The sequence below is a fragment of the Mycoplasma sp. 773 genome (assembly GCF_053851515.1).
In genome coordinates this window covers 19,099-36,075 of record NZ_JBSQAV010000003.1, presented here as the reverse complement: position 1 = coordinate 36,075, position 16,977 = coordinate 19,099, and the positions used below count along the sequence as shown (strand labels likewise).

The 16,977-nt window shown below is 27.0% G+C and carries 10 protein-coding genes and 1 other RNA gene; 8 read left to right on the top strand and 3 right to left on the bottom strand.

The window, feature by feature from the left end; all coding sequences use genetic code 4:
• Nucleotides 1-303: 303 nt before the first annotated feature.
• On the top strand, nucleotides 304-615 hold the full coding sequence (locus tag ACWXVJ_RS00910; protein ID WP_444704836.1) for a hypothetical protein: 312 nt from the start codon (nucleotides 304-306) through the stop codon (nucleotides 613-615).
• Between the two features lie 672 nt (nucleotides 616-1,287).
• Here ACWXVJ_RS00910 and rnpB read toward each other — a convergent pair.
• From rnpB to ACWXVJ_RS00895, 3 genes are all read right to left on the bottom strand, one after another.
• An RNA gene (rnpB, locus tag ACWXVJ_RS00905) (RNase P RNA component class B) lies at nucleotides 1,288-1,599 on the bottom strand.
• 37 nt (nucleotides 1,600-1,636) lie between these two features.
• The gene (locus ACWXVJ_RS00900) at nucleotides 1,637-9,622 is read right to left on the bottom strand and encodes a hypothetical protein (protein ID WP_455966118.1); all 7,986 of its coding nucleotides are present in this window, start codon (nucleotides 9,620-9,622) and stop codon (nucleotides 1,637-1,639) included.
• A gap of 10 nt (nucleotides 9,623-9,632) precedes the next feature.
• The gene (locus ACWXVJ_RS00895; protein WP_455966116.1) at nucleotides 9,633-11,075 is read right to left on the bottom strand and encodes a TrkH family potassium uptake protein; all 1,443 of its coding nucleotides are present in this window, start codon (nucleotides 11,073-11,075) and stop codon (nucleotides 9,633-9,635) included.
• Between the two features lie 369 nt (nucleotides 11,076-11,444).
• Here ACWXVJ_RS00895 and ACWXVJ_RS00890 point away from each other — a divergent pair, with 369 nt between their 5' ends.
• From ACWXVJ_RS00890 to ACWXVJ_RS00860, 7 genes are all read left to right on the top strand, one after another.
• Nucleotides 11,445-12,134, top strand: coding sequence for an NAD-binding protein (locus ACWXVJ_RS00890; RefSeq protein WP_438340406.1), 690 nt, complete (start codon nucleotides 11,445-11,447; stop codon nucleotides 12,132-12,134).
• Nucleotides 12,135-12,165: 31 nt separating this feature from the next.
• Nucleotides 12,166-13,494: a C1 family peptidase gene (locus tag ACWXVJ_RS00885; protein WP_455966114.1), complete on the top strand. Its 1,329-nt coding sequence runs from the start codon at nucleotides 12,166-12,168 to the stop codon at nucleotides 13,492-13,494.
• Between the two features lie 103 nt (nucleotides 13,495-13,597).
• On the top strand, nucleotides 13,598-13,900 hold the full coding sequence (locus ACWXVJ_RS00880; protein WP_438340408.1) for a 4'-phosphopantetheinyl transferase superfamily protein: 303 nt from the start codon (nucleotides 13,598-13,600) through the stop codon (nucleotides 13,898-13,900).
• 24 nt (nucleotides 13,901-13,924) lie between these two features.
• On the top strand, nucleotides 13,925-14,713 hold the full coding sequence (locus ACWXVJ_RS00875; RefSeq protein ID WP_455966112.1) for a lysophospholipid acyltransferase family protein: 789 nt from the start codon (nucleotides 13,925-13,927) through the stop codon (nucleotides 14,711-14,713).
• 15 nt (nucleotides 14,714-14,728) lie between these two features.
• On the top strand, nucleotides 14,729-15,535 hold the full coding sequence (locus tag ACWXVJ_RS00870) for a segregation/condensation protein A (protein ID WP_455966110.1): 807 nt from the start codon (nucleotides 14,729-14,731) through the stop codon (nucleotides 15,533-15,535).
• Nucleotides 15,525-16,145: an SMC-Scp complex subunit ScpB gene (gene scpB / locus ACWXVJ_RS00865; RefSeq protein WP_455966108.1), complete on the top strand. Its 621-nt coding sequence runs from the start codon at nucleotides 15,525-15,527 to the stop codon at nucleotides 16,143-16,145. The genes ACWXVJ_RS00870 and scpB overlap by 11 nt, the downstream gene beginning before the upstream one ends.
• The gene (locus ACWXVJ_RS00860; protein WP_438340412.1) at nucleotides 16,138-16,971 is read left to right on the top strand and encodes a pseudouridine synthase; all 834 of its coding nucleotides are present in this window, start codon (nucleotides 16,138-16,140) and stop codon (nucleotides 16,969-16,971) included. The genes scpB and ACWXVJ_RS00860 overlap by 8 nt, the downstream gene beginning before the upstream one ends.
• Nucleotides 16,972-16,977 lie beyond the last annotated feature (6 nt).

The following is a 16,977-nucleotide window of genomic DNA, read 5'->3' as shown; positions in this document are numbered from 1 at the left end:
CTTTTTATAAAAAGATGAAATTCCATATGCTATATAAAATACATCTCCAATTTTTATCTAAAATTTCGCTAATAACACAACAAAAAGTATACTTAAATGACGTTATAATATTTATCTTTGCCTATTCTAGTGTATTTCAAATCATTTTTGTAATCTCTATTCTAATTTTGTTTTAATAAAAAATTTTTATGAATTACGCTTGCGAAATAGTAAATTTTGAAGAACGATAAAATTACAAATAATGATGATGATAGAAATAGAAATGCTTCTAATACTTCTAGATTTTCATAATAAATTATCGAAATGGCTTTGTGCTTTGGATTTAAGAATTCAGTCGGTTTATTGCTTTTTAGTTTTCATAAAAGAACATCAATTGCATTGAGTAAGGTTGCATCTAGTATAACTGATATCGATAATAAAATTATGTTAATTGCAAATAATATATTAATTATTATTGTGTTCATTTTAGATATAGTTTTTATTTTTGCTTTAAAACAAATATATAAGATAACGGAAAATGTGATTAATATTATCCCTAAAACTAAAATTGTGGCTCTAAATCCACTATATCAAAATATTGCTACTGCTTCCTCGTGTTTAATGACTTGAGGATAAGATTGCCGGGCTTCATAATCCAAAAAATACTGCGTATATAGAAGTGTTATAATAAAAAATAAAACTACAAATATTGTATAAATGGTTAGTATTGCTATTCATTTTGATTTAGAATTGTTTTTATTTTCCATTATTTATATTCTGTATATCTTCTTTCTAATGATGAAGCAAAACCAAATATTACAAATATAATGTAAGCAATAACCAAAATAGTTACAATAGCAATAATTATTTTCTTCTTTTTACTCATTATTTAATATACCCCTTTTCTTTTAGTAAAAAATTCATTTCATTCCCATCATATTTAACTCAATTATAATTAAACATTTTTTTCTAATTTATCTCTTTTCTTATTATTTATTACAAAATTATAATCTCCAGTAACAAGGCATTATAGTTAGTATAGGTAATAATAATTTCATTCTTTTCATAACTGTTCCTTTTTTAACATCCATATATATTTAATTTTATTCCAAAATATAATGTAGATACCCAATTCACCAAATAATGAAAATTAGTGACTTATTTTTTGTTAAAAAAAGATAAAAGGCTTTAGTTTTCGCTTTTATCTCTATAAATTTAATTTTTATATAGTTCTTAAAATTAGACTAAATTTATTAACGTCTAAATGCCGTGCATAAAAAAAATAAAAAGGCACAAAATGCCTTTTTGCACGATAAACCGCTTTTTGTTCTGTAAAATAACAGCGCCAACTATTTATCTAAACATATTAAAATAATATGCTTCCCGATCTTTATTCATTTATATTAATCAGGTTCCCCTACCAAAATTTGGGTTTCTAACTCATGGAGTTTACATCGTTGCACCTTAACTAAATAAGCTCGTCTCTGTTGCACTAGTCGTCAATTATTTAAATAACTGCCTAGGCTTATTTGGCCTAGCATGATCACTACTTGCATCGCAGCAAGTGCTAGAGCGGATTTTCCTCTACATAAAATAATTATGCAGCAGTTGGCTGTGCATAATTATTTTACTCTATTTTTATTTTTTTAGCTAAATCCTAATAGAAATCTTCAGGATTAATTTTATCAAGTCCAGACCATGATGAATTCGAACGCTTATTATTTAATTTCATGAATTTACCATAACCGCCTTCTTTTAAGGTTAGTAAGATATATTCTTTTTTAGAAATCTCATATGCTTGTCCGGCCTCGCTAATCTTATATTTAAATCTAGTTAAATTGCCCTTTTCTTTATCATTATAACCAGAACTAGTAATTAAATAAGTAATTGATTCAGGACCATAATTACTATCATCAAAGTAAGTTCATGACTTGACAAATCAAAAACCAGATTCACTTACTGCATAATTAGTAAATTGACGACGATCAATATCTTTTGTAAAATAGCTTTGCATACCTGAAAATTTAGAGCTTAAAAACGGAATGGCCGAAATATTAGTTCCTTCCTGAATCTCTCATAATAACGAACGAACACCTGTATATAAATTAATTTTTCTTTGACTCACATCACGTTGAGCAATATCAGTTTCACGCCCAAATGTTTCAAAAAGAATATAATCAATCGCTACCTTAAAACGATATAACGCCTGCCATTCAGGTGTCTTAGATCTGACTTTAAAACTACTATCTTGAGTTTTTTGATTATTATAATATTCAATACTTAACATTTTAAAGATTTCATTAATCAATGACAGTGCATCAAGGTCGGGAGAAATATTATCTGGATCATCATTTTGAATGTTGCTCGTTGAAGTCGAATTGCTTAATTGTCCAATACTTACAAAATCAAGTAGAGTATTAATATTGGTACGCTTTGTTGGATCGGGATTCATATTAATGTTTCGCAAACCATTATATAAAACCGAATCCTTTAAATTACTTTTTCCAAATAATAGATTTATAAGCTTAATCAAGCGAGCACCATTAATAGCCTTAGTTTTACCAACAAAAGAAGCAATAATCTTAAGATCATTAAATGAAAATCCGGCCTTAATTTTTTCAATGGCATCAAGGAGTCATTTGACTGGTTCAAATATTGAGAAATTTTTACTATAGCCAACAATATGATCGATAGTTCTCTTAACAACTTTTCGTTTATAAAAATCAGTTTCAATTAATTCTTTAAAAATAGCGCTAATTAATTCTTTGATAAATGAAATGTCTTCGGCTGTAACATTTTCCAATTTTAAATAATTTAATACATGACCAATAACAATCTTCATTAAATCATCGTCTTCAACAACTGCTTCCAGCACTTTTGTTACATTATCTTTTAATTTTTGCGAAACTTTTTCTAATGTTTTAGTTACTATTTCACCAATATTTGCTGCTTGGACTTTTGGTTTTGTTAGAAAATCAGATATAACATCGCTAATTAACGTTTTTAAAATTGGTTTGTCTACAAATTTATCAACTATAGTTTGCAATTCGGACTTAGGTATCAAATCCTGTTTTATTTCTTGCCATTTTATCTTTTTAATTTGGTCTTTAAAGATTGTATGAACAACCTCGATTATTGCTTCCTTGCCAACAGTTTCGCTAGAATCAAGAGAACCATTCAATCCAGTTAATACATTGAATATTGTGCCTTCAATATTCTTTAAAAACTCTTTTTGTTCACCAGAAATAATTGGATTTAGCACATTTTGAGTGTTATTAGATATTGTATGTTGGTTGTTTATTTGATTAGTCAATTTTGGTATATTTCTTTCCAAATAATGATATAAAGAACTAAATTCTTTAACTAACTGTTCTTTTGATATGTTATTTCCAATAAGTGATTTAAACATATCCTCTATATTTTGGGATGTAAATAAAACCTTTCAATCGATTTTCTTTAACCCTGAAATTATTTTTGATATCAATATATTTTGATCAAAATGGCCCTTTGAATCAATAATATCAATGTCAACAAGACTCTCAAAAAGCTTACTTATTATGTCTGATACAATATTTTTATTACCTAGATTTTTAATAATTCTGGTACCCAAGTTAGCAATATTTTCAAACTCGTCGCTAGTTGAATCAAATTTTAATTCTGAATGAATTACATTCAACACAAATTTAACTAAACTATTAATATACGCTTCATCAGAAGTGGCATTAGAAACAATTTTTTTAATAAAGTCACTGATCGAAGACTTATTTAGGTTCAAAAGTTTCTTAATTAATTCATTTATATTATGAATATTGTCTAATGATTTTTGGTCTAAGGAAATTAGTGTATTAATAAAGTTAGTTATAAGATCCTTAGTATCGTCCTTATCAAAGATAAATTCAATAATCTTTTCTTTTGTTTTGTCAGCAAAATCTCGAGCGTTTGAATCAACTTTTAAAATAAGATTTGTTAAAAAGTCTAATTTAGTTTTTACATACTCTTTTATTTTTGGAGATTTACGTATCTTTTGAACTAGACTAGGAATTTCTTTTTTGATAGACTCGCGATCAGAGGCATTTAAAATTGAAAATCCAACTTTAATTAATCTAAAAATATCATTTATATTTATCTTAATTCCCTCTTTTTTATTGAACTCAACAATTGTTTTATTCTTTGATTTTTCTTGCAAAGTAACAGATGGAGTAGCAAAAAGTAACTCTAGCTTATCAAAATTATTTATAACTAAAAGAATAATATTAGCTAAGTCATGCGAGTCTAATCCTGATAAGAATTGGTCTAACTTATCTATGTTTATTTTATTAAATATGCTAATAAGGTCGAACGCACTATTAAAGTTATATTTCTCAAAATTGAATTGATATTGGTTAATATTTTTAACTAATAATTTAATAGCAGATTTAGTTATAGCATTGCTTATATTAAGATCTGGGAGGAAATTAATTGCCTTGTTAAATATTGCTTTTAGCGATTCTTTTTGGCCGTTTTTAAATTCAATGCCATTAAGTTTTTCGGCAACAAATTCAACTAAGAAATTAGCAATTGATTGCTTTAATTGTTCGCTTTCTTTTGATAATAAAATATTATTTAGAATCAAGTCTACCTTTTTAATTATCCAATCCTCGTTAACTATGAAGAAATTCTTAAATCAGCCTTCAAAAGAATCTACATTCTTTAGGACATCCTCAAGCAATAATTTTTCAATAATTTCATTGATATTTTGTGAAACAAGATCATTATATTTTAGATTAATAAGATCTTTCGTGTCTTTAATTATTGAAGTAAGAGCTCCTTTTGAATGTTCTCCTAAATTTAAATTAGATAAATTTATATTATCAAACATATTATTAATCAATTGTTTAGGATTAATATTTTTTAAAATAAATTCTAAAAACTCTTTTTTGCCTAACAATACTTTTAAAGTTTCTACAAGTTTTTTTTCACCTAGTGCTTTCTTGTCTTGTTTTATAATTAAAAGATCAAAAATTTGTTCTATATTTTCCTTATTAAAACTAAATGTTTGTTTAAGGGCATCACTCAATTTTTTTTGGAAATCAATATAACTTGATGTATCTGTTAATTCGCTGAGTTTTTCTTCCAAATTCTTCTTTAATTTATGGATTAAAGGATTATTTGGAATAGATTTTAATAATGATTTTAGGTAATTAAGTACTATTAGATCTTCATTGCCACTAAATTTTATGTTTGCTTGTTGTTTTACTAAACTAATTAGATATCTGGCAATCACATCCAGCAATTCCTCGTCATCCAATATACGGTCTAAATTGGTTTTAATGAAATTTAATAAATTATTTGTTTTAACATTTTTAAATAATTTAATCGCAAGTTTATTTGCATCTAAAACTATTGGTTTGTCATCGGCAAATAAACTATTTAAAATCAAAACTAAACCTTGTTTATTTTCTTCATTTAATAAAAGGCTATATGACTTGTTAATAATTAGACTAGCTAATAGTGAATAATCTCCTTTATTATTTAATATTTCCTTAATAACTATCTGATTGCCATTTTTAAGAGATTTAGATAGTAAATCAGATAAGAATTTCTTAAAACCTTCGTTTTCTTTTAGATCGTAGATAGCATCAACTAAATAAGGTATTAATTCCTTCTTATTTTCAGAAGAAAGTTTGTTCAATATCTTTTGAACTATACCTAAAATTTTTTCAACATTAATGTTTGGAATAGTTTTTTTAGTTGGTTCTTGCAATGAAGATGCTGTAGATTCATCATTTGTTGGCTTCTCGTTCAAAGCAAAAAGATGCACAGCATTCAGAAGAAGAGTTTTTAATAATGTTTTTAGCTCATCTTTTGATATCTTGTTAATAAAGAAATCCTCAGATGCTTCAACAATTTTTACAATATCTAAATCATCAATAAAGTCAACAATTTTTGCTCAGTCATATTTATTAAAATCAATACCAAATTTCTTAATATTTGAAGTCATTGTATTTAATAAACTTTCGACCAATGGGCCAAATATTTTTTTATCCTTAACAAAGGCAATTGCTTTTTTGACTATCGATTTGATGTTTCCTTGTTCATTAACACTTAATTTTGTGTAATTAATTTGAGTAGAAATTAAATAAACAACTATATCAACAGTTTTTTGCTCGCTTTGTTGATTAACCAAAATAACATTGTTTATTATGTCTAAAATAAATTCCTTCAAAAATTCCTTATTTTCATTAATTAATAAGAAAAATAATTCATTTAAATTTTTTACATTTTTAATTTTTTCATTTGAAACTGAATTTTTAATTAATTCCTTAATTTTTGGATTTATCTTGTCATCTCATTTTTTAATTATTAATGCCAATACATTATTTAATAACCCTTTAACATCATCTCTAACATTTTGGGGCAGCTTTGCAAAATCAATCTTTTTAGGGATATCCGCAACAATTTTTTTAAGATTTAGCTTGTCAAGAATAAAATCAACATTATTTTCATTTTTTAAAAATATTGATAAAACATTAATAAATTTGTTGAATCCATCTTTTTCTTTTGTATTCTTTAGGCTTAAAAAATCAAGAAACATTTGTATTGCACCGGGGTTTGTTGATTCAATCAAAAGATTGCTTAATTCTTCTTTTAGATATAAACCCAGCTTATCAAAAGTATCGATTTTTGATATATCAATTTTTTTAGTTATCTTCTTAAAATTATCAATAAAGTGTTTAAATAAGTTTGAATCCTTAATGTTTCTTAAAATGCTTTGTATATAAGTTTCGATCAGTTCTTTTTCAACATTGGTTAGCTTTACATTTAACGATGAATTAATGTATGAGGTAAGAACATTCACTAATAATTTAGTATTTTCCTTACTCGATATTTGTTGCAATAAAGTCTCTACTAATGTTATCAATCCATTTTCTTGTACTCTTTTTAAGGTTGAAACAACAAAAGCAAATAGTGAACTTTTGTCATATAGCTTACCATTATCAACAATGTCATTTACCAAAAATTTTAGCTTATCAATAATTATCTTATTATTAACTGATTTATATAATGAAGAATAACTAGACTTTACAAACTCTTCTATATTATTAAATTCGGGATTTGCTGATAGTATTTGTTTCTCATAACCTTGTTTTTTAATGAAATTAATTAATGGATGTATAACAGCATAGTCCCCAAGTCTATCTAAAATTTGGTTAAATAAGCTACCCTTTGCAGTGATATCGTCAATCAATAATGAAAATAAGTCTTTTATATAGTTCTTACCTGTTATATTCAAAATGTTATCAGAATTATTTGCAATATTTCTAAGCAATGTAAGCATAGCTTCTCTTGTTTGATCATCAAGCAGGTTACTTATATTATTTGAATTTATTATGTTTTCCGCTTGCACTAATCCAACTCCGAGATATTTTATTCCATTATAGTATTTATTAAGATCAATATTATGTGTTCTAGGAACATTGCTAATTAGAGCAAAAAAGACACGATTATTTTTATTGGCATCCTTTGTATTAAATAGCAACCCCTTAACAAATGCTTTAATAAATGAATGTGTATCTAACAACTTATTATCTTTGTATGAATCGAGTGTAGTTTCTACAAAAAGATCAAGAAGTTCATATGAATACTTAAAATCCTTTAGATTTTCCACTGTTGTTTGAATGAAATATTTAATATCATCAAGTCTTTCTTGCGGCACTCTATAAACATTTTTTAAGGAGGTTGCAATCTTATCAATAATCTTTTTTAGAGATCCCTTATCTTTGGTTAATCAATCAACAATTGCTTGAAATAGAGAAATAATTTCTTTCTTAGAGTCCCTCAAAATATCATTTATGAAACCATCAAAATTAGTATTAGCAAAATATAATTCGCTTTTGCTTAATAAATTATCCACTGCCTTATTAACAAGATTATCAAATTTTACAACTATATTTTTATCCATTGTTTTCTTATCTCATAATGGCAATAGCTCTTGTGGAAATAGTTGCTTAATAGATTTGTTTGAAAATAATATTTTAATTAATGACGCTAAATTTTGTCTAATAAAAACCTTATTTTCAATTTTAGATAAATAGTTAGAATTTAATACTGATTTTAAGATTAAGTATATACTGTTTTTATCTTGAAATTCTTGCGTAAGAATTTTCCTAATTTCAGATGTTAAAGTATTTTGAGGAGATTTTTTTGCCAATAATTGTGAAACCTTGATATTTGCCTTATTAAGAAAGTGTTGAACATAAACTGAATCAAACAGCTGTTCAAATAATGAAACTATTAAATTATTTTTATGCTTAGATATCAATGAATTTATTAATTCATTAAATCATGTTTTTGCCTCTTTATCATTAATGCCAATAATTGAAAGAACGTTATCAATAAAAGTTTTAAGTTGTTCATTATTTAGCATTTTTATTTTACTACTAAATTCAGCCAAAACAGTTTGAGCAAAAACATTGCTTGATTCAGAAGCAATAAGACTACTATTTTTCGAATTTTTTTCAAATGGATACGGTTTCTTAAATGTATCTACATTATTTCCAACTACTCCAAAAATTAATGATTTAATTGTTGTTGCTTTTTTTATAAATGAAATTGCTTTATTGTGATTTGAAAATTCATTGTTGTTGAATAATGAATTATATTCTGTAATATTTGTAGACATTTTTGCAAATATGTCTTGCGCAAGTTTTTTATAACCGTTGACACTTGGAAAGATACTTAAATAATCAGTCGAAAATTGTTCAGCATTTTCATAAATGCTATTTTCAGATGAAAAACTATAATAGTTTAAACTCTCACTGTCGGCGATATTGCTAATTGTTTTATTCAATAAATCTGTTGTTGTTTTCAAAACATTATTTTGAAAATTACCCTGAATATTGATAGTATGAATTAAAGGCGCACTATATCCAATTAGATTGATATTTATATTAGGATTTATTTGTTTTATTTCCCTAACTATCTCTGTATAATTTTTTGACAATTGTGCAATTCTTGCTGAAATAATTTTATTATAGCCTACAATAAATTGATTTTCTTCTTTTTTATCTTTAAATTGTCTTAATACTAATGACAAAATTTCATCTTTCTTAAAGATATCATTAAATCCTAATGAAATGGTTATAAAATTTGATTCTTTAATATTACTAATAACCTTTTTACTATTCAAATTAGCATTATACAAACCTAATTTTTTATTTAGATTTATTACCTCATTAAATTCATTTAAATTGCTAGTATTGGTTGGTTTTAATAAATGCAATCAAGCATCAGTAGTAGAATAAGATAAACCCAGATTTTCATATCTATTTAATATTGTTTCATCATCATTGATTAGCGAGATTGAATTAGCTAAATATGAGGCATATGAAATTCCGTATACTTCATTATCTTCTTTGCTAAAAAAGTTATTACTATGAGCATTAAAACTATTATTATTTCCAGCCGCATAATCATCACCGATGGCAACATAATTTATTTTTCCGCTAACTGGTTTTTGAATATTTTTCTTTTGAATTTTAGGTTTTGCTTGATCTGATGCTTTTTTATTATCACAAGAAATAGAAGTAATTGGGATTACTAATCCAAGTGATAAACCAACAGTTATTTTAGTAACTTTTTTAATCATTTCTTTCGTTTTCATGAGAAACCTCCTAACCAATCGATACATCTTCATAGATATATTGATAGTATTCTGGCGCTTTTCTTCCTCGACCAAATATTTTGATAGTCTGAGGAATACCAAATTGCCCAATTATCATGATAAAAATAAGACTTAATTTGCCAGCAATATGCAAGTTGTGTGAATTTGAAGATAGTCCTGTTGTCAAACCAGTATTGCCAAAAGCTGAGCATGCTTCAAATGTTGCAAAAATAATTGGATAATTAACATCACCAATTTGTTTAGTTTGAGTCGGAAGAGTTGAATAACTAACAATTGATACAATAAATATCAAGACAATAGATAGAGTAAAAACATTGACTGCTTTAATAAGAGTTTCCTTACCAATTTGTCTCTTAAAGGCGTTAATTCTACTGCGACCAGTCATCATTGTAACTATGCTTAGAAAAATAACTGCTATTGTTGTATTCCGAATACCACCTGCAGTTGAAACTGGTGAAAAGCCGATAAACATAAGGATGCTATGTAATAAAACGGTTGAGTGTGTAAAATTATAGTAATTTACAGTCGAAAAACCAGCAGATCTAGTTGAACTAACTTGAAAGTATATAGCAAATAGTTTGTCGCCCACAGTTCCATATTCCTTTTGATATCAAAAAGTAGTTTCTGATTTAGAACTATATTCCAATATAACACTTATGCTAAAACCCAATACAGTAGTAATTAGATAAGTTATTATTGTAAATTTAGTGAATAAATTAAATCTATGATGTGGTTGGTCTAACTTGACTGATTGAATTTTTTTTCATATATCATAGATCACCGGGAAGCCTATTCCGCCAATCAAAAAGGTTATTATTGTCACTATTTGAAAAGCATAATCATTATAAAAAGGTTGTAAACTCTTATTTCCAAACAAGTCAAATCCTGCATTATTTATTGAGCTAATCGCATGAAAAATTCCATACTTTAATGATTGAAGAAAGTTATTATATGGTATCTCATTAGCCTTCAAAACGACTTTATTATTAAGCAATAAAGGGCTAGTTTCTTTTAACTCTTGTGTTATAAAATTTGAATTTGGTCTCAAATATAAAAGCATTGTAAAGATAAATGAAGCAACAGCAGTTGTAATAATTAAGAACGAAATTGCTATCTTAATCATCTTTCTTGTTTCACTAACAGTTATAGAACCTCTTTCTGTTTGAGAAACCATATTGCTAAAGATGTTAGATCTCAAACCCAATATAGATTGAAAAATGTAAATCTTAAATGTAAATATTCCAATTCCACCAACAACCATACTTAAGGCAATCAAAAACTGGCCAAAGGTATTAAATGTATCGGATGTGACTAATGGCGTTAGCCCGGTGTCGCTAAATGCTGATGAAGATACGAAAAGTGCATCTATATATTTAACTGGTTCCTTTATATCGGCCTTATGGGATATGTTTCAGAATAACAAAAGTGACATAAGAATAGTAAATAAGATATATATTATAAAAATATATCTTACCACCCCAAGCTTACGTAAAAATCTTAGGAAAATATTAGTTTTTTTAGGTATATGATGCTTTTTTATCATTGCTATATTATATAGCAAAAGGTAAAAAAATATATTTTTGGTGAAATTGACTAAAAAAATTTAAATGTTAAAATTTAAAAAGGCAACTTAAATTTAAAAGAAAAATTTAATAATTTATATCTGCAGACAACTAGATTGAATAGTTCAATCATTTGCTAGGGTTATCTTTTTGAAATTACTTTACTTTATTTAAATATAAAAGTCTTAAAATTTATTAGTATATGATTTTGTAATCATCAAAATAGTTTAGGAGAAAATATGAAACTTTTTAAAAAGGCAAGGGAAATTTGTGTAATCGGCATTGGCCGTTTTGGGCAAGCGGTTGTAAGAAAACTTCTTTTAGATAGAACGAACAATATTCGATTAGTACTAATTGACCAAGATGAAAAACACCTTCTACCATTTAAAGATGAAGTTGAAAACATTTACGTCGCTGATTGTGCTGATAAAAAAACTCTTGAATCAATTAATGTTAAGGAATTTGATGTCGTTATCGTTGCGACATCAGACAACATTGAAATTGTTGCAGCGCTAGCAGAAATAGGTGTGCAAACAGTAATTGCAAGAGCATCAAATTCTCGTCATTCACGTGTTTTAAAACAAATTGGTGTCAAGTGAATCGTTTCTCCAGAAGAAGAAGCAGGAACAAAAACAGCTATCCTAGTTTCGGATAATGCTTTGACAAATTTTTCGGAATGTATTACTGAAATTCAAGATGGATTTGTTAGCTCAAAAGTCGGGATTAAAAATCATGAAATAATTGGCAAGAAAATTAGAGAAACAGAATTTAGAAGCAAATACTCCGTATCAGTTTCATTAATTCAAAGAGGCGAAAGTTGATTTCTTCCTAGCGGCGACTTTGAAATAGAAAATGGTGACCTAATTACGTTTATTGGTAAACTTGAAGATATTATAAGAGTGACGGAATTTTGTACCAAATCAAAATAATCTAAATAAAATAAGGAGAAAATATAAAAATATGTCAGAAATTAATTTTGAATTAATTAACAAGTTTGAAGAAAATTATGAAAATAATATGAATAACAAAATTATTGAATCAGCCATTTTTAAAAATGGATTAAAACAAAGCTCAATAAACAATGAGGCAATAAAAAAACATAATTTTGTTTTTTCTCATGAAACAAAAGTAGGGAATATTACTAATCAAAAAGCATCAGGAAGATGTTGAATTTTTGCTGGCTTAAACTCTATTAGAACTAAACTAATGGAAGAATTTAATGTTGAATCATTAGAACTTTCACAAAACTATATTCATTTCTTTGATAAATTAGAAAAGGCAAATTTCTACTTAAATTGAATTGAAAATGAAGGACTAAAATTAGAGAATGAAGATCGCCTATTTAGATATTTTAACACTAACCCAGTTTCAGATGGTGGCTATTGAGATTTCTTTACAAATCTTATTAAGAAATATGGAATTGTAACAAAAGATGCAATGAATGAATCATTTAGTTCTGAAGCCACAAATGAAATGGTAGAACAAATTAATTGAAGATTAAAGGCTTATACTGCTAAGATGAGACAAACATTTTTGCAAACAAATGATTTAAATAAAGTTTCTTTACTAAAAGAAAAAGCACTAGAAGATGTTTATAACATTTTAGTAAAATCATTAGGTAAACCACCAAAGGAATTCAAATTCGAATATATGAATAAGGATAAAAAATATGTATCATTAGATAAAATGACACCAGTTGAGTTTTACCAAAAATACCTAAGCAAACATATTGAAACAAAAATCACTCTTGTATCTGATCCGAGAAATAAGTTTCCACATAATTCTGTCATCCAAGCCCCTCTATGCAATAATATGGTTGGCGGTACTCCCTTAACAATGATTAATATTGATATCGAGATAATGAAAAAAGTTATGATTAATCAAATTAAAGCAGGGGACCCAGTATGATTTGGATGCGATGTTTCTACATTTGGAAATAGAGAGGGCATCCTAGATTCCGAACTTTACAATTTTGATCTAACACTAACAAAAACGCCAGACTTCTCAAAAGCTGAAAAGTTCGAATCAAGAGCTTCAGTAATTGCTCATGCAATGAATATGGTAGGAGTAAACCTAGATTCCCAAGGAAAAGCAATTAATTGAAAGGTAGAAAATAGTTGAGGAAGCGATCGAGGATCAAAAGGTTTTTGATCAATGAGCGACCAATGATTTACTGATTATAATTACATGGCTATTGTTGATAAAAAATATTTAGATAAAGAAATAATTGAATCATTTAATAAACCTATTTTTACGATTTCTCCATTTGATCCACTATGTGATGAATAATTAATAGCAAAATACCAGTTTAATAGCTTGGTATTTTTTTCCTTTTGTAATCATAATATTTATTAATTAAATTATAATTAATAATTATTTATTAAGGAGTTTTATGATTTCAATTGATATGGCTAAAATTAATAGGTTTATAAATATATCCACCAACGCCATTAAAAAAATTTTACACCCAATTGAAATTGAAGAATATTTAAAAATCAGCGACTCTAAAAAACCAATATTTTTAGCAACCAGATGAGCATTAAAAGAGTGCATATTCAAAATTGACAATTCAATATTTAGTTTTAAAAACATACTAATCAAAAAAACGAATGCTGGAAGATATACATATGCCAATTACCAATTATCTACAACTAGTGAAGATGGTTATGTTGTTGCTGTTGCATTTAAATCCTAAAAAATAAAACAAGGAGAAAAACTTATGACACTAAAAACAAGAAAATTTCTTAGATTTATTCCTTTACTACACAACTTTGTGAGACTTTTGGCAAAAGCAAAAAGAAATAGAGCAATGCCAGATTATTATAAAGACGTGGAAAAACAACATTTTATCCACAAATATAGTTCAAATATTTTGCGACACCTGAATGTCGAGGTTGAAGTTGAAGGATTTGAAAATATTCCAAGTGGGCCTTGTTTCTTAACGCCTAATCATTCAACTTATCTAGATCCTTTAATTATTGCTTCAGCTTTATGAAACCATGGTAATGGCGAAAGAAAATCAAAACCAATGACATTTGTTGCTAGAGAGGAAGCTAAACAAAAGAAATCAATTTACAAAATTAGTCAACTAATTAGCACCTTTTACATAAATACACAAAAACCAAAGGAAGCGTTAGCAATTCTAAGAGATTTTGGGCAATATGTTAAAAAACACCAAACTTGTGGTGTTATTTTCCCTGAAGGCACTAGAACAAGAGATGGCAAGATAGCTCATTTTAATAGTGGTGTATTTCTAACAGCTCAATCAACCTACATTCCCCTTGTACCAGTAACAATAAATAATGCAGCTAATGCTCTTGATAATAAAAGACGAGGAAAGCTTGTTGTTAAGGTAATTTTTCACCCTTCAATAAAACCTCAGCAATTTCAAACATTAGATAAAAAAGATTTTGCTAACTGAGTTAAAAATATTGTTTCAAGCAAATATCAAGATCAAAATATCTCATCAGATGAAACCATAAAAAATACTTTTACAAAAAGAAAATAGAGAATAATCAATATTATGAACCATACAAACACACCAAAATCAGGTAAATTATCTTCAGAAGATGACAAAAAAATAAACACAAGTACCGAAAGCGATAAACATATTTTTAAACTTTCTAATTTTGATGGTCCACTTGACCTTTTAGTAACACTAATAAGAGAAAAGAATATTAGTATTTTTGAGGTAGATTTAATTGAATTGACTGCTCAATATTTGGAAATTATTAAACACATAGAAAGTTATGAAATTGATCTTGCATCAGAATATTTAGTTATGGCTGCAACACTAGTTCAATTAAAAGCAAGGATGTTACTACAAGACCCAGAAGCAGAAGAAGAAATCAAACAAGAAAAGAAAAGATTGCTTGAACAAATTGCGGAATATGAAAAGTTTAAGGAAATTTCCTCAATATTAAAAAAACAAGAAGAACAAAGACAAAACTTGTTTTCAAAAGAACCAGAAGAAACCGAGGAATTTGTTAAAGAAGTTGATTCAACAATTCTTGATGGACATTCTAATAGCTCGAAGTTAGTTATAACATTAAGAAAAATGTTTGAACGAACATATTCGGAATTAATTAGAAATATTACTATATCAACAGTTGCTGTAAATCCTGAGGATCAAAAAAAGAGAATAATCAGTCTTTTTGTTAATAAAAATGAGGTTATGTTTAATGAGATTTTTAATGTACCAACAATAGGCCATTTTGTCATAACAATGTTGGCCGTTTTGGATCTCGCAAGACAACAAATTGTTATTTTAGAACAAGATGTTGATGAAGGTATTATCAAATTTAAAAAAGGAATAGAATATGAAGAATAAAATAATTGAAGCACTACTATTCGTTCAAGGAAGTGAAGGATTAAGTTCGGAACAAGTGAAAGATATTTTTAAATTAAACACTATCCAAGAAGGCAGAAAAATATTAAAAGATTTCAAGACTTTTTTTAATAACCAAGATCATGGTATTAAGGTTTATGAATTCAATGATGTTTATAAATTTCTTACAGTTGAGGCTGTAAAGGAATATATATCTGAACTAGTTACAATTGTCAAGAAACAAAGACTTTCAAATGCAGCTATTGAAGTAGCTGGAATTGTTGCATATAAACAACCAGTAACTCGTTCAATGATTTCAAACATTAGAGGTGTTGTTAGTGACGGAATTGTTGCGAGTTTATTAGAAAAAGGAATTATTGAGGAGGTAGGTGTAGCTCAAACCCCAGGTAATCCCATCATTTATGGAATAACTAACAAATTTTATGATTATTTTAAAATTAAAACACTAGCTGAACTTCCTCCTTTTCCTGAATTTAGCCGCTACTCGAATATCGAAGAAGAAATGGCTGATGAAAATTTTGACTTATTTGATTCTCAAAGAGTCGACGCATCCAATAATGAATTATTTGTAGAGGAAACATATAATGAATAAATTTAGAGCAAAAAAAGATGATGTGGATCGTATTCTTTATAAATACATATTAAAAGTATGTGACAATATCCCGAAATCACGAATTGAAAAAATTTTCCGTGAAAAAGACATAAGAGTAAATGGAGTTAAAACTAACGATAAGCAATATAAATTACAGTTAGACGATGAAATTATTGTTTATGGAATTTCTGAAATTCAAAAACCAAAAAAGAGAAATACTGCAAATATTAATTTTAAAGTTATATATGAGGATAAAAATATTTTAATTGTTGATAAAGCAATAAACATCGCAATGCATTCAGAAGAAAATTGCCTAGATGACCAAGTTCATAAATATCTAAATTTTAAAAAAACTTCTTCTTTTGTACCGGCATCAATCGGCAGAATTGATAAAAAAACTAGTGGTTTAGTGGTATATGCAAAGAACTATAAAACCTTAGTAGTTTTTGATGAGTATCAAAAATATTTTGAAAAAATTTATCAATTTGTTGCAGACTTTAACGAAGAAAAGCTTGACATAACTGTACGCCTTGAAAAAGATATTAAAAATGAAAAAATGCGAGTAAATCCAGATTTTGGAATAAAAGCTAGAACCATCTTCTTCAAGGAAGGAAACCGTAGTTACGCTCAAATTGTTACAGGAAAAAAGCACCAAATCAGGGCTACTCTTGAATATCTAAAATCTCCAATTTTGGGAGATACTAAATATGGTGGAAAAAAAGCAAAAAGATTATATTTGCATTCATATTCAATAAAATTTCAAAATTTACCTGATGAATTTAATGAATATAATAATCAAATTTTTATATCTCAACCGCGTTGATAAAAAGGA